The sequence below is a fragment of the Gymnodinialimonas sp. 202GB13-11 genome (assembly GCF_040932485.1).
Taxonomy (GTDB): Bacteria; Pseudomonadota; Alphaproteobacteria; order Rhodobacterales; family Rhodobacteraceae; genus Gymnodinialimonas; species Gymnodinialimonas hymeniacidonis.
Genome location: NZ_JBFRBH010000001.1, coordinates 786987 through 811773, shown reverse-complemented (window position 1 = coordinate 811773; position 24787 = coordinate 786987). Strand labels below are relative to the sequence as shown.

Sequence of the window (24787 nt, the reverse complement as noted above, 5' to 3'; positions counted from 1 at the left end):
TGCGCCTAAAGGTGCAGGGTTTCAAGGGAAATCGGGGTTTAGTCGCTTTGTGACGCTGCGATGTGGGATTCGGGCCAGTGGGCGTGGTTGAAGACGTGGCCTTCGGTGCGGACCTTGTGGATGGCGGCGAGGTCGATGTCGGCGAGGACCCAGCCGGGTTCGTTGAGCGCGCCTTGGGCGAGAATGCCATCGTCGGGAAAGCCGAGGTCGGGCGGGCCGTAAATGCCTGCGGCCCCTACATTTTCATCGACTGCGGGAGACCATTTGGCGTCGCCCACGGTGGGGGATTGGACGGTGACGCATTGCCCTTCGAGCGCGCGGGCCTGGGCCCCGATACGGACGCGGTTGTAGCCTGCTTCGCTGTCGGTGCAGGAGGGGCAGAGCAGAATTTCGGCGCCCTGTTCGGTGAGACGGCGGCCGAGGAGGGGGAATTCAGCGTCGTAGCAGACCAGGACGCCGATCTTGCCGAGGGGGGTCTCGATGACCTGCAAAGGATCTCCAGGGACAACGTTCCATTGCTCGCGCTCGAACCGGGTCATGACCTGCTTGTCGGTGTAGTCGATGAACCCGTCCGGCCCGACGAACCACGCGCGGTTGACGGGGCGGTCGCGGTCTTCGTCGAATACGGGACCCGAGGGGCAGAGGATGTGGACGCCGTAACCTTGGGCCAGATCGGCCATGAGGTGGTCGGCGTCCTGTGCGAGGTCGGAGGCGGCGTGGAGAGAGGGCTCCAGTTCACCGGCGGCGTTTTGGAGGGTTGCGAGCTCCATGCGGGCGTATTCAGGGAAGACCAGAAGGTCAGCCCCTGCCCCTGCGGCTTCGCGGACCCAATGGATCTGCTTGGCGGCGTAATCCTCCCACTTCTGAAAGGGATCCAAGGAATAGGCGGCGGTGGCTATGCGCATAGCTTTTTGATCCAGAATTGGAGGGGTTTGGTGGTTTCCCGCGTATCTCCGATATCGCGCCAGCTGAGATGGCCGATTGCGCCTTGCACGGGGGTGTATCCGAAGTGTTTCCAGACGGGATCGAGCGGTTTGTTGCCATTTGGACGAGCGGGATGTGTATCAGGACGGGTTACGCCGCAGAAAGTGGCATATGTGAAACCTGCCGCTTGGGCGTGGGCTTCGCGCGCCGCAAAGAATTGGTGGTAGATGCCCTGCCCTCTAGCCTTTCCCAGAAGCACGGATTCCGCACAATAAAACAAGGTATCGGGATCGAACGACGTTCCCGTGAATGCTGTGGATAAGTCGTCGGCGTGTTCCATAAGTGGCATACCTGTAGATGCCCCAACCATGGTTTCGCCCTCAAAAGCCGCCACGACGAGGGCTTTTCCGGTGGTATAGTCGGCGAGATAGCGGCGCTCATAATCCAGATCGCCGTCGTAGAGGTAAGGCCAGTCGCGGAAGACCTCGATCCGCAGGCGCGCAAGATCTTCGATGACCTCTGCCGTGTCCGCCCCGCGAAAGGTGCGCAGCGTGAGGGTCATGCGCTGACCTGGGCAGTCCAGTCGGCGAGGTTGTAGTACGTCACAACACGGGTGATCTGGCCGTTTTCGACGCTGAAGAAGCCGCCGGCAGGCAGGCAGTAGGTTTGGCCGCGCGCCTCGGGCAGACCCTCGTCGGTCTGCAGATAGGTGCCGTTCACCATGAACTCCGCCGCTGCACGGAAGCCATCTTCGGACGCCATAACGACGATGTCGGTCAGGTTTTCCGAGTAGCAGTGGTCCATATGGGCACAGAAGGCGCGGAAGGCGTCGTGGCCCACGCGGATTGCGCCTTCGTTGACGTGATGGGCGACGTCCGGGGCGAGACAGGCGATCATGGCCTCGGTGTCGGAGGCATTGAACGCGGCGTAGTAGCGGGTGATGAGGGCGATGGTATCTTGCATGGGCGAGACGATAGGCGCGCTAGTGGGCGGGGGGAAGACCCTTCGAACGGGTCTTTGGCGGAGACCTACGCCCTGCCCTGCCCACGCCAATTGAACAGGCTGAGAAGCGCGAAGAGGAGCGCGGCGACACATACGATGGATGGGCCTGCGGGGGTATCGAAAACCAATGCGCCTTGCAGGCCAGCCACCACAGACAGCGTGCCAATGGCTGCCGCAATCAACGCCATAGCCTCGGGCGTGCGTGCCAAGCCGCGTGCGGCGGCGGCGGGGATGATCAGCATGGCGGCGATAAGAAGCGCGCCCACAACCTTGATCGCAACGGCGACGGTGATGGCCAGCGCGAGGGTTAGGATCAACTGCTCCCGCCGAGGGGCGATGCCGCTGGCATAGGCGAGTTCTTCGTTCAGCGTGGCGGTCAGAAGCGGGCGCCAGCGCCAGACCAGCAGGGCCACAACAAGGGCGCCGCCCGCCCAGATGATGCCGAGGTCGCAGCGCCCGAGGGCCTGAAGGCCAATCTCACGAAAATCCTCACGATCACAATGGGATACGGCGAGGATGTCGCCAAACAGATAGGCCATCAGGTCGATGCGCACTCCTTGCAGGAACGACACGGCCACCAGCCCGAAGGCCAAAGCGGAATGGGCGAGAACGCCGAGAAGCGTGTCCATCGCGTAGCCGCGTCGGGTGAGCAGCGTCACGGTCAGCGCCATGGCGAGGGCCACGGCAGCCGATCCGGCAAAGACCGAGATTTCCAACGCCAGCGCCAAGGCCACGCCAAGGATGGCGGCGTGGGCGGTGGCATCGCCAAAATAGGCCATGCGCCGCCATACGACAAAGCAGCCCAGCGGGGCCGCAGCCAAGGCAACGCCGATGCCCGCGATCGTCGCGCGGGCCATGAAATCGTCAAGCATTACTCGGCCGCCTCGTTGGTATGGTCGTGATCGTGATCATGGTGGTGGTGATCATGATCGTGCTGGTATAGCGCGAAGGCCCCGCCGGTTCCGGTGCCAAAGAGGGCACGGTATTCGGGAGCGGAGGCCACAACAGCGGGCGTCCCTTCGCAGCAGACATGTCCGTTGAGGCAGATGACACGGTCAGACGCGCTCATCACCACATGAAGTTCGTGACTGATCATGATGATGGCACAGCCGGTTTCCTGCCGGACGGCCTCGATCTGTTGATAGAACGCAGCGGATCCGGGTTGGTCGAGGCCTTGGGTGGCTTCATCGAGCAGCAGAAGGTCGGGCGAATTGATAAGGGCGCGGGCCAGCAGAACACGCTGGAACTGCCCGCCAGAAAGGCGTGACATCTGCCGGTGCAGCAGGTCGGGCGCCCCTGCCCTGTCGAGCGCTTTCTGGCAGGTCGCGCGCGTCGCGCGATCGGTCAGTCGCATGAAGCGCTCGACCGTGATGGGAAGCGTCGGGTCAATGTGCAGCTTTTGCGGGACATAGCCGATTTTCAGGCCCTTTTGCCGCGTGATGGTGCCTGATGCGGGTTGTACTGCGCCGATGACGGCGCGCAAAAGGCTGGTCTTGCCCGAGCCATTGGGGCCGACGATAGTCACGATTTCGCCGGCATCCACATGCAGATCGACGCGCGAGAGCACGGTATTCGCGCCGTAGGCGACGGTGACGTTGTTGGCGGTCAGAAGGCTCATTCGTCGGGCTTCTCGACACATGCGGGGCACAGGCCTTCGGCTTCCACCACCGTCTTTTCGATTTGGAAGCCAGCGGCTTTGGCGGCCTCCCCCAGAGTGCCTTTGGCGGGCGTTGATTGCGCCTCCGCCACGGCGTCACAGGCGCGGCAGATCATGAAGGCGGGGGAATGGGCGTCGTTGGGGTGGGCGCAGGCGACGAAAGCGTTGAGGCGTTCGATTTTGTGAACGAAGCCGTGTTCAGACAGGAAATCGAGCGCGCGGTAGGCGACGGGTGGTTGTGAGCCAAACCCTGCATCACGCAGCAGATCAAGGATCGCGTAGGCGCCAAGGGCTCGATGCTCCTTCAGAAGCAATTCCAGCACCTTACGGCGCACGGGCGTTAGCCGCAGTCCCTCAGCCGCACAGCGCGCATCAGCGGCGGCCAATGCGTCGCTGACGCAGGCACCATGGTCGTGCTGTTCGAAACCGATGGGGGCGGAGGATGGGCTTGTCATGTTATAGTGTATCGTTTATCCGGTGTGAAATGTTATACAATCACATGAGGTGTCCTATGTCCAGAATGCGCGTTTCACTGTCGGTCGGGGCCATGTTGATGGGGGGCACGGCGATGGCTGATGTGCCGAACGTTGCCGTCGATATTGCGCCGGTGCATTCGCTGGTGGCCCGCGTGATGGAAGGTGTGGGGGAGCCTGAACTGGTGATTCCGGCGGGCGCTTCGCCCCATGAATACAACCTTCGCCCATCGGAGGCGCGCGCACTGCAGGAGGCTGATCTGGTGTTCTGGATCGGTGAGGGGCTGACGCCATGGATGGAAGATGCGGTGGAGACGTTGGCCGAGGGGGCTGCGGTGACGGAGCTTTTGGGGGCGGAAGGCACGGTCGCGTTGGAGTTCCGTGAAGGCGCGCTGTTTGAAGCGCATGTTCATGGGGACGAGGACGATCAAGGCGATCATGGCGATCATGAGGACCATGATCATGAAGAACATGCCGAGGAAGATGGGCATGGCGACCATGACCATGATCACGAGGAGCATGATCATGAGGAGCATGCCGAGGACGGCGATCATGACCACGAGGAACACGAGCACGAAGAGCATGGCGAAGAAGACGGCCACGAGCACGAGGAGCACGGGCACGATGAGCATGGGCACGAAGATCATGACCATGAAGAGCACGCAGATGCGCATGGCCATGAAGGCCACGACCATGGCGCGTTTGATCCCCATGCATGGCTCTCGCCACAAAACGCCAGCGCGTGGCTGCCGATCATCGCAGCACAGCTTTCGGCGGCTGATCCGGAGAATGCCAGCACCTACTTTGCGAATGCGGTCGAAGGACAGGCGGAGCTTGCGGCGCTGATCGCAGACGTCTCGGGCATTCTTGAGCCGGTGCAGGACAAGCAATTCATCGTCTTCCATGACGCCTATCAGTACTTCGAGAACGATTTTGGCCTGAGCGCTGCGGGCGCGATCTCACTCGGTGACGCGACGGACCCAAGCCCGGCACGTCTGGCTGAGATTCAAGGGCGCATTCGGGATGAAGGCATCGACTGCGTCCTGGCGGAGCCGCAATTCAACCCCGGCCTGATCGAAACGGTTCTGGATGGCACCGAAGCTGGCACAGCGGTGATCGACCCGATTGGCGCAGAGCTGGCACTGGGCGCGACGCTCTACCCGCAGCTTATTCACAACATGGCGACCACCCTGGCGGAGTGTGGCTGAGCGAAGGACGGTCGTGGAGCGGATGCATGGCTTCGTCCATACAACGCTGAGTTCTTGCGGGTCCGGTGGCGATCATGAAGTCATAGGCGGCGGATCACTCCGCCGCTTCACGGCGCTCCGTCATGAATTGCGATGGGAACAGGCGAAAGCCGATTTGGTCGCGCAAAACCTTCCAGACATGACCATCGGTGAAGTAACCGGTATGGCCACCGGCTTGCACTGAGAAGTTCTGCGCCAGATCCGGTGTGTCCTTTTCGATATCATCTCCGATACGGGTACCCACGAAATCATCCTCGCGGTGGATGTTGTACCACGCCTTGTTGACGGGCGCGCCCGGGGTTTCCGCCAGCGGCATGTCATCCGTGGAGATCTGAAAGAACTCTTTGAAATAGCGGCGGTAAATGTGTGTGGCGGGGGAGCCCATAGTGATCAAAACCACTTCGGGATTGCCGTTTTTTGCGAGCAATGCTTTGACGTCGCGGTCGTGCAACATGCGGGTAGCGATTATGGAGCCAAGCGAATGGGCGATGATGGTCACGCGCGTGGGCTGAAACGCCTCCAACCCGTAATGCAGCGTGCGGCGGAAGCGGGCGTTGATTTGATCGCGCTGGGTGAAGTTCTTGGCTCGTTTCTCCGGATCCTGTGTCCAGGCGCAGCTTTCCTGAACGGAATAGGTCACGATATCGCGGAAGATGCCCAACCCACCCGAAATCTGGTGTGAAAAGCGGAAGAGTACGATCCCGAGAAGCAGAAGGAAGGCTGCGAAGAAGGGCTTTTGGCTGTTCATCCAACAAGTGCTGATGGCTTGGAGGGCACTGTCCGCACAACTGTCCTCGGTATTTTCAAAGAAGGGCAAAGCCAGACCCAGCGCCACGATGGCGAGACCAACCACCAACAAATAGCGAATGATTGGGTTCAAAATCAGTCGGCTGCGCCATTCGGCCTTTTGGAACAAAAGCTTCGCCCGGGTCTTTCGGATCACGATCAGGGCCGCGAGGACAATCACCAGGATTACCGCCGCCACGAGCGCAAAGCTGGACGACAGGTTCACGAGCAGGAACTTCTCTTCCAGCAGCGCAAACAATAGCCCCGTGACTTTGTTGGGATCCTCGACGGGCTGTCCAGTGGTGACGGGATCAAGTAGCACCGAGTCCGGGGTCGGCGCAGCGGACTCCGCTGGCGCATCTCCGCTTTGGTCATTCTGGGATGCCTCGGACGAGCGGGCCTCGACCTCATGACTGAGACCCCGGGCAACATTGAACAGAAACAGCCAGAGGCTTGAGGCGATGACACTCCAGAAAATGACCATGGCCGCGCAGATGGACGGGTAGATGATCCGCACGCCTGTCACGGCATCTCGGATCCGCGCGGCGACGCTTTCTTCATGATTGGCGTCTGCGCTGGAAAGGCCGAACATCGCCCCCACCATGCCAATAACACTGATGGCCAAGGCAAGCAAAATAATGCCAAGCCAGCTGATTTCCATCAGCCACAGGATGAAGCTGAAATAGCAATCGATGTTGTTCGCAATGGCAATGGATTGGGTATCAGTTCCATTGCACAGGAGCGTATTGACGCCGTCAAAAAAGATCGAGAGCCACAAAACCAGCAAGAATACGATACCAACGCTGATCAGGCCCGACCCGAACAATCGCATTAGATGCGTTTTGGCCGCAGAAAACCGGATATAAAGCCCAATGCCGATTGTCAGAAGGGCATGGCCGAGGAAGAGGATCGGGAAGTATTTGTAGACGGACTCCGACCATAGAGGCGTTGCTTCCAGCAGCAGAAACAACGCGGAAATCAGGAGCGTCGCATTGATGGGGGCGACGAAGCAAAAGAACGTCCAGATAAAGAAACGCACCAGCCAGACGCTGTAGCGGCCGCGATTGCTTTCTGCGTTTTCCATCGCCAGATATCCAAGGCCCAGAACGATTTTCAGCAGGTCGAAAATGGTCCAGAACGCGCCATGGGGTGCGGGGCTTTTGTCGGCCCAAAAGACCTCGGCAAAGACGGCCCGTTCTTCAGGCGTGTGGGCCTGCGCGGCCTTGATCGTGCGCAGGTGCGACGGAAAGAAGGTGCCGTTTCGCGGCTGTTCCTGCAGACGGTTGTCTGCAAGGTCCACCACGTCACCTTCAATCGTGACCGGCAAAAACAAAGGGTCGTCTTTTTCAAATTGCGTGGTCGCGGCGCCGACAATGGCATTAACAGTTTCGCCGGGTCGTTGTTCACCAATACCGTGAACGGCAACAATCAAATGAGTGTCCATGACATTCCCCAATATCAAAGTGACGCTAGGGAAAGTATCACAGGCGCCCGCAATTCAGCGCGTGAGAAATTTGTGAGAAATGCGTTAGGCCAGATTAATGGGACGTTTGCGGCCCTTTATGGGCGCTCAAGCCTCAGAAGCAGGGCCAAACCGATCCTGCATGCGGCCCACGATCTGATCGCGGGCCTGGCGGTAGGAGGCCAGTTTCGCCTCTCGTGTTTCACCCAGCCCGGTTGGGTCGAGGATCGGCCAGTATTCCACGTCGATATGGAAGGTGCGTGTCATGTCGAGGGCACGGCGCTGGCTGGCGGGGCTAAGGGCCACGATGAGATCAAAGCCGGTCAGGTCATCGCCCCATTCCTCCATCTCATCGAAGGAGCGGACGCGGTGGCGTTCTAACTCGACGCCTAGCTCCGCGCAGACGGCAACCGCGAATCCATCAATCTCAAGCTCGTGTTTCACGCCAGCCGATTGCACATAAGCGCGGTGGCCATAGAACTTCTTCATCAGGCCCTCTGCCATCGGCGACCGCGTGGAATTGTGGTCGCAGCAGAACAGGACGGATTGGGGGAAGTCGTCCGCCACCTTCTCAGCCCCCGAAATGCAGCACGCAGATCAGGGTGAAGAGGCGGCGGGCGGTGTCATTGTCGACCTCGGCCTTGCCCTCGAGACGTTCTTGCAGCAGCCGCGCACCTTCGTTGTGGATGCCGCGACGGGCCATGTCGATCGTCTCGATCTGGTTGGGCGGCAGGGTTTTGACCGCGTTGAAATACGACTCGCATATCTGCCAGTAGTCTTTGACAGTTTGACGAAACGGCGAAAGCGAGAGGTGGAATTCCGTCGCATCCGCGCCCTCTTCGGTGTCGATGTCGAACACCAGCCGCTTATCGCGGATTGCCAGCGTCACGCGATAGGGACCTTCGGGGGCGTCGTGGCGGGGGATGGAGAAGGTGTTCTCTTCCAGCAGGTCGAAGATGGCGACCTTACGCTCCTGCTCGATCTCGGGGGTTGGGGCGGGCATCCCTTGGGTGTCGATTTCGATGTGGCAGATGTGCATGGTCACTCCCCCTCCCCCCGGTTGAGGCGATCGAGCCGGGCCTGCACCGATGCGCCGTGGGCGCCGAGCCCCTCGGATGTGGCCAAAGTAACGGCCGCGGGGCCGATGGCCTTGAGGGCTTCGGGGGACATTTGGGCAAGCGTGGTGCGTTTCATGAAATCGAGCACATTCAGCCCACTGGAGAACCGCGCCGAACGGGCGGTGGGCAGCACGTGGTTCGGCCCACCGATGTAATCACCGATGGCCTCGGGCGTCCATTGGCCAAGGAAGACGGCGCCCGCATGGGTGATCTTGGCGAAGAGGGCTTCGGGATCGGTCACGCAAAGCTCCAGGTGTTCGGGGGCTATGCGGTCGCTGAGGGCGGCAGCCTGGTCGAGGGTTTCTGTCACGACGATCGCGCCGTAGTCGCGCCAGCTTGGGCCTGCGATATCGGCACGAGGGAGCGTTTCGAGCTGGGTCTCAACCGCTTGGGCCACGGCCTCGGCGAAGTCAGCATCATCGGTGATCAGGATGCTTTGCGCGCTTTCGTCGTGTTCGGCTTGGCTGAGCAGGTCGGTGGCGATCCAGTCGGGGTCGTTGTCTTTGTCCGCAATGACGAGAATCTCGGACGGCCCAGCGATCATGTCGATGCCAACCTTGCCGAACACGCGGCGCTTGGCGGCAGCCACGAAGGCGTTGCCGGGGCCAGTGATCTTGTCGACGGGCTGAATTGTTGCCGTCCCGTAGGCCATAGCAGCCACGGCCTGCGCGCCACCGATGCGGTAGATCGTGTCAACGCCCGAGAGCTGTGCGGCCAGCAGGACGAGCGGATTGGCCACGCCATCGGGTGTGGGCGCGCAAATGACGAGGCGCTCGACACCAGCGACTTGGGCCGGGATGGCGTTCATCAGGACGCTTGAGGGGTACGAGGCAAGACCGCCCGGAACATAGAGGCCGGCGGCAGAGACCGCGCCCCAACGCCAGCCGAGCGTTGCGCCGTCAGGGTCTGTCCAGCGGGCATCTTCGGGCAGTTGGCGGACGTGATATGCGCGAATACGCTCGGCGGCGAGTTCAAGAGCCGCGCGTTCTTCAGCAGGCACCTGAGCCACGGCTTGCGCGATTTCGTCCGGCGTGAAGGCGAGCGTTTCCGGCGTAAGGTCGAGGCGGTCGAACTTTGACGTCAGCTCGATCACCGCGTCGTCGCCACGGGCGCGAACATCGGCAATAATGCCTGCAACGACATCATCGACCTCGGGCGCGTCCTCACGCTTCATGTGCAGGAGGGCCTCAAAACGGGTGTCGAAATCTGCGTCTTGGGTGTTCAGAAAAATTGGCATGGGCCCCTCCGGCGATCCGTCCCCGGCAGATAGCGCGGGGGGGCCGGGGCCTCAAGCCGTGAGCGGTTTTACCATCTCGTGCTGATCAACGAGCGTGCCGGAATAGTTCAGCGCTCGGGGGATTGTGCCGATGAGCTTGTAGCCCGACGCGCTGTAGGCGGCGCGGGCTGCGGGGTTGTTGTCGCCGACGCTCAGCTCAAACTGAGAGACGCCGTTTTCGCAGGCATCCTTTTCCAACGCGGATAGCAACGCTGACGCCAGCCCCCTGCCCCGCGCCTCTGGTGTTGTGTAAACCGCAATGACCCCAGCACGGTGGGCCTGCACCGCACCGGGCTTGCGATACCAACCGGCCGTCGCCAGCGCGCGGCCGCCGCTGACCTGTGCAAAGAGGTGGATCGTGTCGAGCCACGCCATGATCTGATCCGGGGCCTTCGCCGCCCATTCGGCATAGGTGGAGCCGAAGAATTCGGGGGCCTCTTCCAGCATCTCCAGCCGGACCGTACGGAAGGCGCGCCAATCGCCGGGGCCAAGGCGGCGCAGACCGTCCGGGCCGGGTGACGGCAGGTCCTTTGTCAGGTCGCGGACCATAAAGAGGTCGTCGACGGTTTCGTCGTTCTGGATCACGGCACGGGGAACTTGGCCCATGACCGCAAAGCCGTGGCGGGCATAGAAATTCCGCGCGCGAGTGTTCGGCGTTGCGACGTAAAGTTCCACCTGCTGCGCACCACGTGTTCGGGCGAGGTTACAGGCAAAGGTCAGGAGCGTGTCGGCGGCCCCGGTGCCGTGATGATCCGGTGCGACGTAGAACGGCCCCAGATGGGCGCGGTGTTCGGCCATGGAAAAACCCATGGCGCGCAGGCCCGCAAAGCCGATCAGGCGTTTGCCATCGTACAACCCCAGCGCGTTGCCTGAGGTGATCCAGCCCAGAAGGTTAGCATCGCTTTCACGGGCCTCGGCCTCGGTCAGGAGGAACGCTTGTGGGAAGCGTCGGATGCCGTCGAGGCGAAGCTCTGCCAGGGCGCTCAGGTCTTCCGCCTCAAGCGCCCGGGCCTTCATTGTCCGTGGTCCGGGGTTTTGCCGGAGGGGGCGTGATAGGGCCGGGTGACGTCTTTGAGCGTGATCTCGAGCGCCTCAACGTCGATGGCGATGGCACCATCCCCTGCAAGGGTCAGGGTCAGACGGCCTGTGCCGTCTTCGCCCGGCTCCCATTCCAGCGCGAGGGCCGACAGGATCGTATCCTTATCGGAGCGGTCAATGCCTTGGCTGGACACTTTCATCGCATCTTCGATTGCCAGCACCGCTTGGGTGCGCTGGGGACCATCCTTGCTGCCGCGGTCTTCCCAACGGAAACGATTGAGTAGGATGGCAAAGCGACGGCGGGTCCGATCCCATGTCATCTCGGTGATCGGGAAGACCGCATCTTGCACGAGGGCCGAGAGGACGGGAACATCCGCGGCTTCGAGGGCGCGCAAAGCGACAGGCTGTTCGCCGCCATCTTCGAACCGTGCATCTTCAGCCATCGGAGAGCCTTTCCACATTCGCGCCTACGCCGCGCAACTTGCGGACGAGATGCTCATAGCCGCGGTCAAGGTGATAGACGCGGTTCACGACCGTCTCCCCCTCTGCCGCCATGCCGGCGAGGATCAGGCTGACGGAGGCGCGCAGATCGGTCGCCATGACCGGCGCGCCGCGCAGACTTTCAACGCCGGTGACGCGGGCAGTGTTGCCATGGACTTCGATATTGGCCCCCATGCGGATCAGTTCGGGGGCATGCATGAAGCGGTTTTCGAAGATCGTCTCTTCCAGCTGGCTGGTGCCTTCGGCGAAGCACATCATCGCCATGAATTGCGCCTGATGGTCGGTGGCGAAGCCGGGAAATGGTGCGGTGGTTACATCGGTGGCCTTCAGTCGCCCACCGGGGTGGCGGACCTTTAGGCCCGCTTCAGTCTGCGTGATCTCAAGCCCGGCCTCTTCCATCTTGACGCAGAGTGCCTCAACCAGATGGCGTTCACCGCCGAGGCATTCGACTTCGCCGCCCGCGATACCGGGGGCGACCATGTACGTGCCGAGTTCAATCCGGTCGGTAATGACGCGATGGGTCGCGCCGTGCAGCTTGTTGACACCCCGCACTACAATCTGCTCAGTGCCCGCGCCTTCGATGTCGGCGCCCATGTCTATAAGGCAATCCGCCAGCGCTTTGGTATCGGGCTCGCGCGCGGCGTTCTTGATGACGGTTGTGCCCTTCGCGCGCACAGCGGCACACATGATGTTCTCAGTCGCGCCGACGGAAGGGAACGGGAATTCGACCTCTGTCCCCTTCAGATCGCCTGAGGCATAGACGTAGCCGTCCTTCAGCTCGACCTTCGCGCCCATCTTTTCCAGACCGGTGATATGGAAATCGACGGCGCGCGCACCGATGGCGCAACCGCCGGGCAGGCTGACGATGGCCTCGCCCGTGCGGCCAATAAGCGGGCCGAGCACGTTGAAGGAGGCGCGCAGTTTGCGAACGATGTCGTAGTGCGCGAGGTGAGAGGTGAGATTGGTGGCCGACAGCGCAAGCGTCTGGCCTTCATTCAGGCGACCCACTTCGACGCCGAGCGATTCCAAAAGCTCGCTAAGTGTGGCCACATCCGAGAGGCGGGGTACGTTGGTCAACGTGAGCGGTTCGTCGCTGAGAAGGGCCGCGCACATCAGTTTGAGGCAGGTGTTCTTCGCCCCTGCGATTGGGATCTGGCCAGAAAGCGGGCCGGAGCCTTTGACGACTATTCTATCCATATGCCTGCCTCTACTCGTTGCTCTGCCCGTCTTCGGGCTGCGTCTGCGCGCGCGCCCGGGCTTTTGTCTGTGCCTTGCGCCGGGCCATATTTGCCTTGAGCGCCGCCTTGAGCCGATCTTCACGGGTCTTTGGGGCGGGCTTGCCGGGTTGTTTCTTGCCTTGGTCGGACGCCATGGAACATGGCTTTAACCCGCCGCGCCGGAAGGGTCCAGATTGCGCTTGCAAGGTTGGGGCGAAGACACTAAACCGCCGCCACCTGAACGCTGCTGTAGCTCAGGGGTAGAGCACTCCCTTGGTAAGGGAGAGGTCCGGAGTTCAAATCTCCGCAGCAGCACCAGGAAATCCCCAGCGAAGCCGCAAAAATTGTTCGCGGAATTCCCGTGTCACGCACGAAAACTTTACGCGCGCAAAGATTTTTTGCTTCTCACAACCTGCGCCCTGCCCTACGCTCTTTCCAACAAAACCATCGAGCAAGGTTATGCCGGGCGAGACGATCAGGAATATGGAAGACTTTGCAGCGGTCAGCGGGATTTCCCGTCCGACCGTATCGAAGTATTTCAATGATCCCGATTCTGTACGCCCAAAGACCCGTGAGCGCATCGAAGCTGCTCTGGACCGCTACGATTATCGTCCCAACATCTATGCCGTAAACCAGAACCGGCAGCAGACGAAGAATATCGGCATCGTCGTACCGTTCCTGTCTGACCCGTTCTTCTCAGAAATCGCGCGCACCATTGAAACGCTGGTCATCGAGGCCGGTTTTCGCCCTATCCTCCTGAGTTCCCATGGCACGTCCGAGCAGGAAAACGACAATCTTGAGACGCTGCGGTCGGTGAAACCGGCAGGCGTTTTGTTCGCGCCGCTTGGTCGGGCATCGGATAAATCCACGATTGAGACGTTCTGCGCTCATGTCCCGACCGTTTTGTTTGACAGCAACCTAGATGGGATGGGCGAGGCGTTTATTGGCTCGGACAACGCCAGTTTCGTTAATCAGACCGTTGAGTATCTGTGCCGCAGCGGCACGCCGCCTTGCTTTTTCGAGATGCGCACGCCTGCAAACCCGAACGCCAACAAACGGCGGGCGGCTTACATTGCGGCGATGGAGCGCGAGGGGCACGAGCCGGTTGTTCATAAGGTCAACGGGCACGGTTGGGGATTTGAGGAAATCGGGCGCGCCGGGGCTCATGCGGCCTTCGATGCGGGCGAGCTGACCAGCGGTACGGTGTTGTGCAGCAACGATCGCCTCGCCATCGGTTTTTTGGCCGCCGCATACGAACGGGGCCTTCGTGTGGGTCGGGCGAAAAACTGCGATCTGCGAGTCGCCAGCCACGATGACCACCCGTTTTCGCGATTCACATGCCCTTCATTGACCACAGCAGCACATGATTATGATGCCGTTGCCGAACATTCTGTCAGGTCCATGTTTGAGCTGATCGAGAATGGCGGCCACTTAAACGCCCGCGAAGAAACACTTTATCCCGCAAGGCTGATTTTGCGGGACTCGGCGTAGGTCTAGAAAATTTACGCGCGTAAAGTTTTTTCTTGACGCGGCGCACATTTTTGCAGCACGTTGTGAACATCACATCCAATCAGGGAGGATCCGGATGTTTACGAAGACTGTTCTTCGCACCACCAGCGCACTTGCGTTGTGTGTTTCGGCCGGCGCAGCGTTTGCTGACGGCCATTCAGCCACCATCACGATCGCGACCGTCAATAACGGCGACATGATCCGCATGCAGGGCTACACCGACCAGTTCACCGAAGAGACCGGCATTGCCGTCGAGTGGGTGACCTTGGAAGAAAACGTGCTGCGTCAGCGCGTTACGACGGACATCACCACCGAAGGTGGCCAGTTCGACATCATGACCATCGGTATGTACGAAGCTCCGATCTGGGGCTCCAACGGCTGGCTCGTCCCGCTTGACGGCCTGTCGGACGAGTACAACGTCGAAGACATCCTGCCCGCAATGCGCGGCGGCCTGTCCCACGACGGCACGCTCTATGCAGCACCGTTCTACGGCGAATCGTCGATGGTGATGTATCGCACCGACCTGATGGAAGCTGCTGGCCTGGAAATGCCTGCTGCCCCCACCTGGGAATTCATTCGTGAAGCAGCGGCGGCCATGACCGACCGTGACAACGACATCAACGGCATCTGCCTGCGCGGCAAGCCGGGCTGGGGCGAAGGCGGCGCGTTCATCAACGCAATGGCCAACTCCTTCGGCGCACGCGTTGTTGACGAAGAGTGGAACGCACAGCTCGACAGCGAAGCATGGGCCAACACGCTCAACTTCTTCAACGACATGATGCAGGAATCCGGCCCCGCCGGCTTCGCGACCAATGGCTTCAACGAGAACCTCTCGCTGTTCAACCAAGGTCTCTGCGGCATGTGGATCGACGCAACGGTGGCAGCATCGTTCGTGACCAACCCCGATGACTCGGAGGTTGCTGACTCGGTTGGCTTCGCGCTGGCACCCGACAACGGCCTCGGCCCGCGTTCGAACTGGCTCTGGGCCTGGGCACTGGCAGTTCCTGCCGGCACTCAGCAGCAGGACGAAGCTATGGCGTTCATCGAGTGGGCAACGTCCACCGGGTACATCGAGCTGGTTGCTGAAAACGAAGGTTGGGCCAACGTCCCTCCCGGCGCACGTCAGTCGCTCTATGACAACCCGAACTACGCGGACGTTCCGTTCGCACAGATGACGCTGGACTCGATCCTGTCGGCCAACCCGACCGAGCCTACAGTTGACCCTGTGCCCTACACCGGCGTTCAGTTCATGGCGATCCCTGAATTCGCAGGTTTCTGGACCGAAGTGAGCCAGGAATTCTCGAACGCCTACGCTGGTCAGCAGACCATCGAAGAAGCGCTCGCGAATGGTCAGAACATCGTAAACGAAGCCCTGTCGGCAGCTGGTTACCAGTAAGCCCTCGGCGACACATATCGGAAGGCGGCGGTCGCCGCCGCCTTCCAACCCCAAAAAACTCCAATAAATGTTCACCCAGCGTTTCAACGGGCCTTGCGCCTGAACGATGAGGAATTGCGTCATGGCAACCCAGAGTTCCCGATCAGCGGCACGCATCATGATGGCCCCGGCAGTCTTCCTGCTCTTGGTCTGGATGCTGGTGCCCCTCTCGCTCACGTTGATCCTGTCGTTCAAGCGGTTCCTTCCCCTTCGTGGGGACCGGATCGGCGAACGCGGTGATGGCTTCGGTGATTTTCTACTGGACTACATCACCGGCTTCCCGACCCTCGACTGGGTTGGCTTTCAGAACTTCGCCTCATTCGCATCATCAGGCGCATTCACCGACGCGGTTGTAACGACGCTCGTGATTGTCGGTGGTGTCCTTGCGGTATCGGTCATCTTCGGCATCCTGCTGGCGATGCTCTTGGACCAGCCGATGTGGGGTCAGGGCGTTGTTCGTATCCTCGTCATTGCACCGTTCTTTGTAATGCCCACCGTTTCGGCGCTGGTCTGGAAGAACATGTTCATGGATCCCACCAACGGATTGTTCTCGCATCTGTGGCGCGCATTCGGGGCCGACCCCGTGGTCTGGCTCAGCGACGTGCCGATGACATCGTTGATCCTGATTATCTCGTGGCAGTGGCTGCCCTTTGCGACGCTGATCCTTCTGACGGCCTTCCAATCGCTCGACAGCGAGCAGCTTGAGGCCGCCGAGATGGACGGCGCAGGCCCATTTGCCCGCTTCTTCTTTATCGCCCTTCCGCACCTGAGCCGCGCGATCACCATCGTGATCCTGATCCAGACGATCTTCCTGCTGGCTGTGTTTGCGGAAATCTTTGTCACCACCGGCGGCGCCTTCGGGACACGGACGCTCACCTACCTGATTTACCAACGGGTTCTGGAAAGCCAGAACATCGGTCTGGGGTCTGCAGGCGGTGTCTACGCCATCATCCTTGCCAACATCGTTGCCATCTTCCTGATGCGCATCGTCGGCAAGAACCTGGACCGCTGAGGAGGGACTGACCATGGCACGTGCTGTCACGACACAACGCAAGGCCCTGAACACGGCTATCGCCTGGACGATCGGGATCCTTATCTTCTTCCCGATCCTGTGGACCGTCCTGACCTCGTTCAAGACCGAGGCCGAGGCGATCGCCAACCCACCGGTCTTCCTGTTCTTCGACTGGACACTAGAGAACTACGGGGTCGTGCAAGAACGCTCGAACTACATGCGGTTCTTGTGGAACTCGGTCATCATCGCCGGTGGCTCCACCATTCTGGGCATTATCATCGCGGTGCCTGCCGCGTGGTCCATGGCCTTTGTGCCCTCGCGCCGGACCAAAGACATCCTTTTGTGGATGCTGTCGACGAAGATGCTGCCTGCGGTGGGTGTGCTTTACCCAATCTACCTGCTGTGCATCGAGTTGGGTGTTCTGGACAATCGCTATGCGCTGGTTGTGATCCTGATGCTGATCAACCTGCCGATCATTGTCTGGATGCTTTACACCTACTTCCGCGAAATTCCGGGGGAGATCCTGGAAGCTGCGCGCATGGATGGCGCGTCGCTGAAGGACGAGCTGCTTTACGTGCTGACGCCAATGGCTGTTCCCGGCATCGCGTCCACGCTTCTGCTGAACTTCATCCTGGCCTGGAACGAAGCGTTCTGGACCCTGAACCTGACCTCTGTGGATGCCGCACCGCTGACAGCCTTTATCGCCAGCTATTCCTCACCCGAGGGTCTGTTCTTCGCCAAACTATCGGCGGCCTCGACCATGGCCATTGCGCCAATCCTAATCCTTGGCTGGTTCAGCCAGAAACAACTTGTCCGAGGCCTGACCTTCGGCGCCGTTAAGTAAGGAGACGACCCATGGGACGTATCACACTTGAGAAAGTACAAAAGAAGTTCGGCGACGTTGAAGTCATTCCTCCGCTGGACCTTGAGATCAACGACGGTGAGTTCGTGGTCTTTGTCGGCCCCTCGGGTTGCGGCAAATCCACCCTGCTCCGCCTGATTGCAGGGCTGGAGGATGTGACCGGCGGGCAGATCAACATCGACGACGAAGACGCCACAATGGTGCCGCCTGCCAAGCGCAAGTTGGCGATGGTGTTCCAGTCTTACGCGCTCTACCCGCATATGACGGTACGCAAGAACATCGCCTTCCCCATGCGGATGGCGAAAATGGACCCAGCCGAGCAGAACAGGCGCATCGAGAATGCCGCGGCCGCGCTGAACCTGACCGACTACCTTGATCGTCGTCCGGGCCAGCTGTCCGGTGGTCAACGTCAGCGTGTTGCCATTGGCCGCGCGATTGTACGTGAACCGGCGGCGTTCTTGTTTGACGAGCCCTTGTCGAACCTCGACGCCGCCTTGCGGGTTGGGATGCGCATGGAAATCGGTGAGCTGCACAAAAAGCTCGACACAACAATGATTTACGTGACCCACGACCAGGTCGAAGCCATGACCATGGCCGACAAGATCGTGGTTCTACGGGCAGGCCATATCGAGCAGGTCGGATCGCCACTGGAACTGTACAAGGCGCCACGCAATACATTTGTTGCGGGCTTCATCGGGTCGCCAAAGATGAACCTGATCGAAGGTGCGGCTGCTGCAGAATATAACGCACAGACCATCGGCATCCGGCCAGAGCATCTCGACGTGTCGAAAACCGAAGGCAAATGGCAGGGCACGGTTGGTGTGGCCGAACACCTCGGCTCGGACACGTTCATCCACATTCACGGCATCGAAGGCTGTGATCCGATGACGGTTCGTGCAGGTGGTGACGTCGACGTGCGCCATGGCGACACGATCTACCTGACACCGCAGGCCGAGCATCTGCACCGCTTCGACGCGGAAGGCCTGCGCATCGCATGACCCGATTGGTTGGCAAATGCGCATTGATCACCGGTGCCGCACGCGGCATCGGGCGGGCATTTGCCGAGACCTATCTGCGCGAAGGGGCGCAGGTGGTCATTGCCGATATAGACCTCGAGCGCGCGCGTAAGACCGCTACAGAGATCGGCGCGCGCGCGGTTCAAATGGATGTCTCTGATGTGGCCAGCATCGAGGCGGGCGTTGCCGAAGCCGTTGGGCAATTGGGGCAGATCGATATCCTGATCAACAACGCGGCCATCTTTACGGCCGCCCCGATCGTTGAGATTTCCGAGGCAGACTACGCCCGCTGCTTTGACATCAATGTCAAAGGCACGCTCTTTACCATGCAGGCCGTCGCCAAGCACATGGTTGAGCGCGGTGAAGGCGGAAAGATCATCAACATGGCCAGTCAGGCAGGGCGTCGTGGCGAACCGCTTGTCGGCGTTTACTGCGCCACCAAAGCTGCCGTGATCAGCCTCACTCAATCGGCCGGCCTGAACCTGATCAAGCATGGGATCAATGTGAACGCAATCGCGCCCGGTGTGGTGGATGGCGAGCATTGGGACGGCGTGGATGCATTCTTCGCCAAGTATGAGAACAAGAAACCTGGACAGAAAAAGCGCGAAGTGGGCGAAGCCGTGCCCTTCGGGCGTATGGGCGTGGCTGAGGATCTGACCGGTATGGCCGTGTTCCTCGCAACCCGCGAGGCAGACTATATCGTCAGTCAGTGTTTCAACGTGGACGGCGGACAATGGATGAGCTGATGAAAGACTTGACCCCTGCCCTTCCGCTAGCCCGCGCTTCGCTTGGGTCTTTGCCCTCGGACGTTGAGGTGCCAAACTATACCCGCGCGGACCTGTCGCCGGGCATCGTGCATATCGGATTGGGCAATTTTCACCGCGCTCACCAGGCTTGGTATCTGCACCGTTTGATGCAGCAGGGGCAGGCGCTGGATTGGGCGATCATCGGTGCCGGTGTCCGGCCATACGATGCCGCGATGCGTGAGCGTCTGTTGGGGCAGGATTGCCTGACGACCCTGATTGAGCTGTCTCCGACATCCTCAAAAGCTGAAGTGACCGGGGCAATGATCGACTATCTGCCGATCGAAGAGGGCAATGGCGCATTGATTGCGCAGATGGCCAATCCCGCGATCCGCATCGTGTCGCTCACCGTGACCGAGGGCGGCTATTACCTGAACCCAGTGACAGGCGGTTTTGATGCGGCACACCCTGACATGGCCCACGACGCTGCCGTTCCACAGGAGCCAGTGACAGCCTTCGGCGCGATGGTCGAGGCGCTGCGCCTGCGTCGCGATGAAGGGCACGGCCCCTTTACCGGCCAGAGTTGTGACAACTTGCAGGGCAATGGTGCGATCCTTCGCCAGACCATTGTAGGGCTTGCCCGCTTGTCGGATCCCGACTTGGCCGATTGGATTGACGCCAATGTCAGCTTCCCCAATTCCATGGTGGACTCCATCGTACCTGCCACTGGCCCTGATGAATTGGCGCTAGCGCGCAGATTCGGGGTGGATGATGCCGCGCCCGTCACCCATGAAAATTACCGCCAGTGGGTCATCGAAGATGATTTCTGCGCGGGGCGCCCCCGTTGGGAGGACGTGGGCGCAACCATTACGCCGGATGTGCATGCCTATGAGGCCATGAAAATCCGCATCCTGAACGCCGGTCATCAGGTTTTGGCGAATGCCGGTGAACTTCTTGGCTGCGATACAATTGCCGAGTGTATGAACGACGCCGACATCGCGCCGTTCTGGCGCAAGGTCGAAGCCGACGGTATTGCGCCTTACGTGGAGCCTGTCCCCGGCATGACCCCTACAGCCTATGTGGCGTTGATCGAGCGGCGTTTTGCCAATCCCGCGATCAAGGACACGACACGGCGTGTGGCCTTCGACGGATCATCCCGTCATACAGGTTTCGTGTTGCCGATCCTGCGAGAAGCGATTGGCGCCGGGCAATCGGTTGAGGCGCTTGCGCTTGTCGAGGCACTATGGGCGCGGATGTGTTTTGGGACGCGCGACGATGGCTCGGTGATCGAGGCAAATGATCCGGCTTGGGATGCACTCAACGCGGCTGCCGTTGCTGCCAAGGACGAGCCTTCGGCTTGGCTGGCGCAGGACCACATCTATGGAGAATTGGCGAATAATGCTGACTTCGCCAAGGCATTTGATGGCTGGTTGACGATGATCTGGGCAAAAGGCACGCGTCAAACGCTTAAGTCGTTCGCTTCCTAACGTTCTGATTTAGATTCGTATTTCAGGTTTCGAGTGCGCCCCACAGGCTCCCTTGACCGAAACGTACCTCCCGTTAGTATGTATACTTACGAACAGGAGGAAAGATGAAAGACCCCATCCTTATTGCCGGGGGCGGCATTGGAGGTCTGGCCGCAGCGGCGGCGCTTGCTGGCAAGGGCCTGCCGTCGATTGTGTTGGAGCAATCGAGCCAGCTGGGTGAGATCGGTGCCGGTATTCAGATCGGGCCGAACGGGTTTCACTGCTTCGATGCACTCGGCATTGGTCCACAAATGCGCGAAACAGCGGTGTTCATCGACGCTTTACGCCTCATGGATGCCCAAACGGCAGAAGAGATCACACGCATTCCACTGGAAGAGGATTTCCGCAAACATTTCGGCAATCCCTATGCGGTTGTGCACCGAGCTCAACTGCACCAGCTTTTGCTGGAGCGCTGCCAAGACAGCGGCTTGGTGGAAATCCGAACGAAACACGCGGCAATCGGCTATTCCCAGAACGGGGGCGACGTCACCCTCCAGTGCCGCGATCAGCCGGACATCAAAGGTCGCGCATTGATTGGGGCCGAGGGATTGCGATCCCCAATCCGGGCGCAAATGCTGGCGGATGGTGAACCGGTGGTCTCGGGCCACACGACCTATCGCTCGGTCATCCCGCGTGAGGTGATGCCTGAGGATTTGCGAATGAATGCCGCAACGCTCTGGGCCGGGCCGAAATGCCATATCGTGCACTACCCATTGAAAGGCGGCACCGTCTTCAACCTTGTCGTCACCTATCACCGGGATGTGGAGGAGGCCGTCTCGGGCCGCCCCGTCACCCACGAAGAGGTCGCGGTGGGCTTTGAACATGTCCACCCAACCGCCCGTGCCGTTATTGAACACGGGCGCGACTGGAAGCTGTGGGTCTTGTGTGACCGTGAGCCGGTCAGCCGTTGGACCGATGGCCGCGTGGCCTTGCTTGGCGATGCAGCCCATCCAATGCTGCAATACTTCGCGCAAGGGGCCTGCATGGCGATGGAGGACGGTGTCGCGCTCGCCGTCGCTTTGGACGGCGCTGACGATATCGAAGCTGCGTTGAAGCGGTACCAGGCCTTCCGCGCGACCCGCACCGCGCGAGTGCAGATGAACTCCCGCCTGATCGGCGACTACATCTACCACCCCAACGACGCGAAAGCCGCTGTGCGAAACGAGGTGATGCAAGCCATGAGCCCGCAAGACTGGTATGATCAACTGACGTGGATTTACCGCTCCAACGGGCTGCCACCGGATCAAGGAGGGATCGCAACATGACGGAAGAGACCCACGAGACCGTAGCCCACGGGATGCAACCCGAAGACAGCCCGGAATTGCGCGCGCTTTACGAGGGCTTCGCCGCGCAATCCCTAATCCCGCTCTGGACGCAACTGGGCGATCTGATGCCCATGACGCCCGCGCCGAAGGCCGTGCCCCATGTCTGGAAATGGTCCGACCTGCTGCCTTTGGCCGAGGCCTCCGGCGAGTTGGTTCCAGTGGGGCGCGGCGGCGAGCGCCGGGCCATCGGCCTCGCCAATCCTGGCCTTGCACCCAACGCCTATATCTCCCCCACCCTGTGGTGCGCGATCCAGTACCTTGGCCCCCGCGAAACCGCGCCCGAACATCGCCACGCGCAGAACGCGTTCCGCTTTGTGGTCGAAGGCGATGGCGTCTGGACCGTGGTGGACGGTGACCCGGTGCGCATGTCGCGTGGTGATCTGCTGCTGACCCCCGGCTGGCGCTTTCACGGCCACCACAATGACCGCGACGCGCCTATGGCGTGGATCGACGGGCTCGATATTCCCTTCTCGCAACAGATGGATGTCGGCTTCTTCGAATTCGGCTCCGAACGGGTGACCGACTACGCCACACCGAACTTCTCGCGCGGCGAGCGGCTTTGGGCGCATCCCGGTCTGCGCCCCCTCTCGGGTCTGCAAGACACCGTTTCCTCGCCGCTTTGCGCGTTCCGGTGGGAACACACCGACCGCGCCCTGACCGAGCAATTGCTGCTGGAGGACGAGGGGCAGCCCGCAACCGTCGAACAGGGCCACGCTGCGATCCGCTACTCGAACCCGACCACGGGCGGAGATGTGATGCCAACGATCCGTTGCGAGTTCCACCGGTTGCGGGAGGGGTGCGAAACGCCGGAACGGCGCGAGGTTGGATCAACCGTGTTCCAAGTCTTCGAGGGGCGCGGTGTGGTAGTGATGGCAGGCGTGGAACATCGGCTGGAGAAAGGCGACTTGTTCACGATCCCGTCTTGGGTCCCGTGGCGACTACAGGCCGAGACGCAATTCGACCTGTTCCGGTTCTCCGACGCCCCGATCATGGAACGGTTGGCCTTCATGCGCACCCATGTCGACGGAGGCTGACCGTGCCGCACTTATGGCGCGGCAGGGGATGGGCGCGCGGTACGACGCGCCGCAGGCCCCTGCTAAGGAGTTGCTGCTCGCGCGGCGCGGCACGGCCTACTTCGCGCGTGTTTTGAACGGGTTAACGGATGAGGCCCTGATGCAAAAGGGGCCTGCGAAAGCGGTCGCTGAGGTTGGGTACCACGCACGTGCACTTGCAGTGGGCCTGGCCAGCGTGCGCACCGGGGCACCCGCAGAGCCTGTGCGTGTGGCAAAAGACGTCACAAGCCTCCCGGCGCGGGCCTTGCGTGGGCTATTCCACCACTCAGCCATCCATCTAGACGTCGAATGGCGTGATTTGCCGGGCCCAATGTGGCCGGTCGCGGTCTTGCCCGACGGGACGCGTGCGATAGAGACGCCGTTACAGCGGGCTGAGCATGTCTGGCGCCAAGCCGTGCTGATCGGTGGTCGGCTGACAGATCTTCCCGCCCAGTTTCGCTAGTCAATCAGACACCCATCCGGGCCAACCGCGCGTGGACCGAGAACAGCACGTGCATGGGCGAGGCTAGGGCCACCGGCTGGCAAAAGAGCAGCGGGCGAGACCGCAACACCGCTCTGTGCGAAGCGTTCCACACGGGTCGGCAAATACCGCGCATTGGCGGCAATCGTTCGCCCGGCCTCATCCTGTGCAAGATCGAGGTAAAGGATCGCCCCGGTCCGACGGGGCAACGCCCACTGGCTTGATATCAGGTTTCCAAGCGAATACGCCACGGGAACCTGCCGCCCGTCCCTAGAGGTGAGCGTTTCGATGGGCTGCAAGACATGGGGGTGTGCGCCGACAACCGCTGTTGCACCTGCATCGGCTGCGGCTTGGGCCAAACGGCGCTGGCGGGCGGTTGGGCGCGCCGAATACTCCGCCCCCCAATGGGGAAGCAGGAAAACGGCGTCAATTCCTTGTGTTGCTGACAGAGTTTGGATGAGGAAGGGAATAGACGGGCGATTTCCATAACAATTGAGCACCTGACTGCGCCCATTTGTCAGTCCATTCGTTGAATATGTGCAAGCCACGAAGGCAACAGTTCTGCCCGCAACCGACCGAGTCACGTGCCAAACAGGCTCCGACCCGCGCTGGATCGTACCGGTGGCCGGCAAACCGGCCTCCGCAAGCGCCTGAAGCGTCAGATCAACGCCGAGACCGCCGCGATCCAAGGCGTGATTGTTTGCGGTCTGCACCACATCCACACCCACATTGCGCAGCACACCGGCGATGGAGGGGTGGTAGTTGAACCGAGGAAACCCGGTATAAGCACGGTTGTCGTAGAGCGTGCCGGGATCAGCAATTTCGCTGTTTCCAAGGCCAATATTGCGCGCAGCAGGCCCTTCAAGGTTAAGGACGGTCACCTCTGCCCGGGACAAAGCGGCCGTGATCGGGGCAAAAGCGGGTGCAAAACCCTCAGGTCGTCCGGCGGCATCGGTTTGGATCAAGGAATGCAGCAACACGTCGCCAGCAAAGGCCAAGTCGGGCCGCGCACACGAACCCCCGCTTGGCCCAGCGGGGGTACAGGACACGAGCAATAGCGCCAAGAGAACTTGAACACCGCGCCAAAACCATTTGTTTTGCAACAACAAAACCAATTGCCTTCTT

The 24787-nt window shown here is 60.8% G+C and carries 26 protein-coding genes and 1 tRNA gene; 12 read left to right on the top strand and 15 right to left on the bottom strand.

Features of this window, described 5'->3' with window-relative positions; genetic code table 11:
- Positions 1-38: 38 nt before the first annotated feature.
- The 6 genes from V8J81_RS04140 to V8J81_RS04115 form a co-directional block, all read right to left on the bottom strand.
- The gene (locus V8J81_RS04140) at positions 39-905 is read right to left on the bottom strand and encodes a carbon-nitrogen hydrolase family protein (protein WP_368474484.1); all 867 of its coding nucleotides are present in this window, start codon (positions 903-905) and stop codon (positions 39-41) included.
- Positions 896-1486, bottom strand: coding sequence for a GNAT family N-acetyltransferase (locus V8J81_RS04135; protein WP_368474483.1), 591 nt, complete (start codon positions 1484-1486; stop codon positions 896-898). Before V8J81_RS04135 ends, V8J81_RS04140 begins: the two co-directional genes overlap by 10 nt.
- Entirely contained in the window at positions 1483-1887 is a 405-nt protein-coding gene (locus V8J81_RS04130) for a ketosteroid isomerase-related protein (protein WP_368474482.1), read from the bottom strand. The genes V8J81_RS04135 and V8J81_RS04130 overlap by 4 nt, the downstream gene beginning before the upstream one ends.
- A gap of 65 nt (positions 1888-1952) precedes the next feature.
- Positions 1953-2798: a metal ABC transporter permease gene (locus V8J81_RS04125; RefSeq protein ID WP_368474481.1), complete on the bottom strand. Its 846-nt coding sequence runs from the start codon at positions 2796-2798 to the stop codon at positions 1953-1955.
- Positions 2798-3544 carry an ATP-binding cassette domain-containing protein gene (locus tag V8J81_RS04120; protein ID WP_368474480.1) on the bottom strand — a complete coding sequence of 249 codons (747 nt, stop codon included), beginning with the start codon at positions 3542-3544 and terminating at the stop codon, positions 2798-2800. Before V8J81_RS04120 ends, V8J81_RS04125 begins: the two co-directional genes overlap by 1 nt.
- Positions 3541-4038, bottom strand: a complete 498-nt coding sequence (locus tag V8J81_RS04115) for a transcriptional repressor (protein WP_368474479.1) — start codon at positions 4036-4038, stop codon at positions 3541-3543. Before V8J81_RS04115 ends, V8J81_RS04120 begins: the two co-directional genes overlap by 4 nt.
- Positions 4039-4094: 56 nt before the next feature.
- Between V8J81_RS04115 and V8J81_RS04110 the strand changes: the two genes are divergently transcribed.
- The gene (locus tag V8J81_RS04110) at positions 4095-5264 is read left to right on the top strand and encodes a zinc ABC transporter substrate-binding protein (protein WP_368474478.1); all 1170 of its coding nucleotides are present in this window, start codon (positions 4095-4097) and stop codon (positions 5262-5264) included.
- Positions 5265-5358: 94 nt separating this feature from the next.
- On the opposite strand, the gene V8J81_RS04105 is transcribed toward V8J81_RS04110, so the two are convergent.
- The 8 genes from V8J81_RS04105 to V8J81_RS04070 all read right to left on the bottom strand — a co-directional run bounded on the left by V8J81_RS04105 (position 5359) and on the right by V8J81_RS04070 (position 12856).
- A complete protein-coding gene (locus tag V8J81_RS04105) occupies positions 5359-7533 on the bottom strand; it encodes a hypothetical protein (protein WP_368474477.1) in 2175 nt (724 codons plus the stop codon).
- Positions 7534-7659: 126 nt separating this feature from the next.
- The gene (locus V8J81_RS04100) at positions 7660-8118 is read right to left on the bottom strand and encodes an arsenate-mycothiol transferase ArsC (RefSeq protein ID WP_368474476.1); all 459 of its coding nucleotides are present in this window, start codon (positions 8116-8118) and stop codon (positions 7660-7662) included.
- A gap of 4 nt (positions 8119-8122) precedes the next feature.
- Positions 8123-8590: a UPF0262 family protein gene (locus V8J81_RS04095; protein ID WP_368477596.1), complete on the bottom strand. Its 468-nt coding sequence runs from the start codon at positions 8588-8590 to the stop codon at positions 8123-8125.
- A 2-nt stretch (positions 8591-8592) separates the two neighbouring features.
- Positions 8593-9906: a histidinol dehydrogenase gene (gene hisD, locus V8J81_RS04090; RefSeq protein ID WP_368474475.1), complete on the bottom strand. Its 1314-nt coding sequence runs from the start codon at positions 9904-9906 to the stop codon at positions 8593-8595.
- A 51-nt stretch (positions 9907-9957) separates the two neighbouring features.
- Positions 9958-10962, bottom strand: coding sequence for a GNAT family N-acetyltransferase (locus tag V8J81_RS04085; protein ID WP_368474474.1), 1005 nt, complete (start codon positions 10960-10962; stop codon positions 9958-9960).
- On the bottom strand, positions 10959-11426 hold the full coding sequence (locus V8J81_RS04080) for a DUF2948 family protein (protein WP_368474473.1): 468 nt from the start codon (positions 11424-11426) through the stop codon (positions 10959-10961). The genes V8J81_RS04085 and V8J81_RS04080 overlap by 4 nt, the downstream gene beginning before the upstream one ends.
- Positions 11419-12681 carry a UDP-N-acetylglucosamine 1-carboxyvinyltransferase gene (murA, locus tag V8J81_RS04075; RefSeq protein ID WP_368474472.1) on the bottom strand — a complete coding sequence of 421 codons (1263 nt, stop codon included), beginning with the start codon at positions 12679-12681 and terminating at the stop codon, positions 11419-11421. Before murA ends, V8J81_RS04080 begins: the two co-directional genes overlap by 8 nt.
- A 10-nt stretch (positions 12682-12691) precedes the next feature.
- Complete coding sequence (locus V8J81_RS04070; protein ID WP_368474471.1) at positions 12692-12856, bottom strand: hypothetical protein; 165 nt, start codon at positions 12854-12856, stop codon at positions 12692-12694.
- An 88-nt stretch (positions 12857-12944) separates the two neighbouring features.
- Here V8J81_RS04070 and V8J81_RS04065 point away from each other — a divergent pair.
- From V8J81_RS04065 to V8J81_RS04015, 11 genes are all read left to right on the top strand, one after another.
- Positions 12945-13019: transfer RNA gene (locus V8J81_RS04065), tRNA-Thr, on the top strand.
- A 141-nt stretch (positions 13020-13160) separates the two neighbouring features.
- Positions 13161-14192, top strand: a complete 1032-nt coding sequence (locus tag V8J81_RS04060; protein ID WP_368474470.1) for a LacI family DNA-binding transcriptional regulator — start codon at positions 13161-13163, stop codon at positions 14190-14192.
- A gap of 94 nt (positions 14193-14286) precedes the next feature.
- Positions 14287-15606 carry an ABC transporter substrate-binding protein gene (locus tag V8J81_RS04055; protein WP_368474469.1) on the top strand — a complete coding sequence of 440 codons (1320 nt, stop codon included), beginning with the start codon at positions 14287-14289 and terminating at the stop codon, positions 15604-15606.
- 121 nt (positions 15607-15727) lie between these two features.
- Positions 15728-16657 (top strand): carbohydrate ABC transporter permease, encoded by a 930-nt coding sequence (locus tag V8J81_RS04050; RefSeq protein WP_368474468.1) that lies wholly within the window; start codon positions 15728-15730, stop codon positions 16655-16657.
- Between the two features lie 13 nt (positions 16658-16670).
- Positions 16671-17501, top strand: a complete 831-nt coding sequence (locus tag V8J81_RS04045; RefSeq protein WP_368474467.1) for a carbohydrate ABC transporter permease — start codon at positions 16671-16673, stop codon at positions 17499-17501.
- A gap of 11 nt (positions 17502-17512) precedes the next feature.
- Positions 17513-18517: an ABC transporter ATP-binding protein gene (locus V8J81_RS04040; RefSeq protein WP_368474466.1), complete on the top strand. Its 1005-nt coding sequence runs from the start codon at positions 17513-17515 to the stop codon at positions 18515-18517.
- On the top strand, positions 18514-19281 hold the full coding sequence (locus tag V8J81_RS04035) for an L-iditol 2-dehydrogenase (RefSeq protein WP_368474465.1): 768 nt from the start codon (positions 18514-18516) through the stop codon (positions 19279-19281). The genes V8J81_RS04040 and V8J81_RS04035 overlap by 4 nt, the downstream gene beginning before the upstream one ends.
- Entirely contained in the window at positions 19281-20765 is a 1485-nt protein-coding gene (locus tag V8J81_RS04030; RefSeq protein ID WP_368474464.1) for a mannitol dehydrogenase family protein, read from the top strand. Before V8J81_RS04035 ends, V8J81_RS04030 begins: the two co-directional genes overlap by 1 nt.
- 104 nt (positions 20766-20869) lie before the next feature.
- Positions 20870-22069: a 3-hydroxybenzoate 6-monooxygenase gene (locus V8J81_RS04025; RefSeq protein ID WP_368474463.1), complete on the top strand. Its 1200-nt coding sequence runs from the start codon at positions 20870-20872 to the stop codon at positions 22067-22069.
- Positions 22066-23163 carry a cupin domain-containing protein gene (locus V8J81_RS04020; RefSeq protein WP_368474462.1) on the top strand — a complete coding sequence of 366 codons (1098 nt, stop codon included), beginning with the start codon at positions 22066-22068 and terminating at the stop codon, positions 23161-23163. Before V8J81_RS04025 ends, V8J81_RS04020 begins: the two co-directional genes overlap by 4 nt.
- Entirely contained in the window at positions 23147-23644 is a 498-nt protein-coding gene (locus tag V8J81_RS04015) for a DinB family protein (protein WP_368474461.1), read from the top strand. Before V8J81_RS04020 ends, V8J81_RS04015 begins: the two co-directional genes overlap by 17 nt.
- Here the strand turns inward: V8J81_RS04015 and V8J81_RS04010 are convergent.
- The gene (locus V8J81_RS04010; RefSeq protein ID WP_368474460.1) at positions 23641-24711 is read right to left on the bottom strand and encodes a CapA family protein; all 1071 of its coding nucleotides are present in this window, start codon (positions 24709-24711) and stop codon (positions 23641-23643) included. The genes V8J81_RS04015 and V8J81_RS04010 overlap by 4 nt on opposite strands.
- Between the last annotated feature and the right edge of the window lie 76 nt (positions 24712-24787).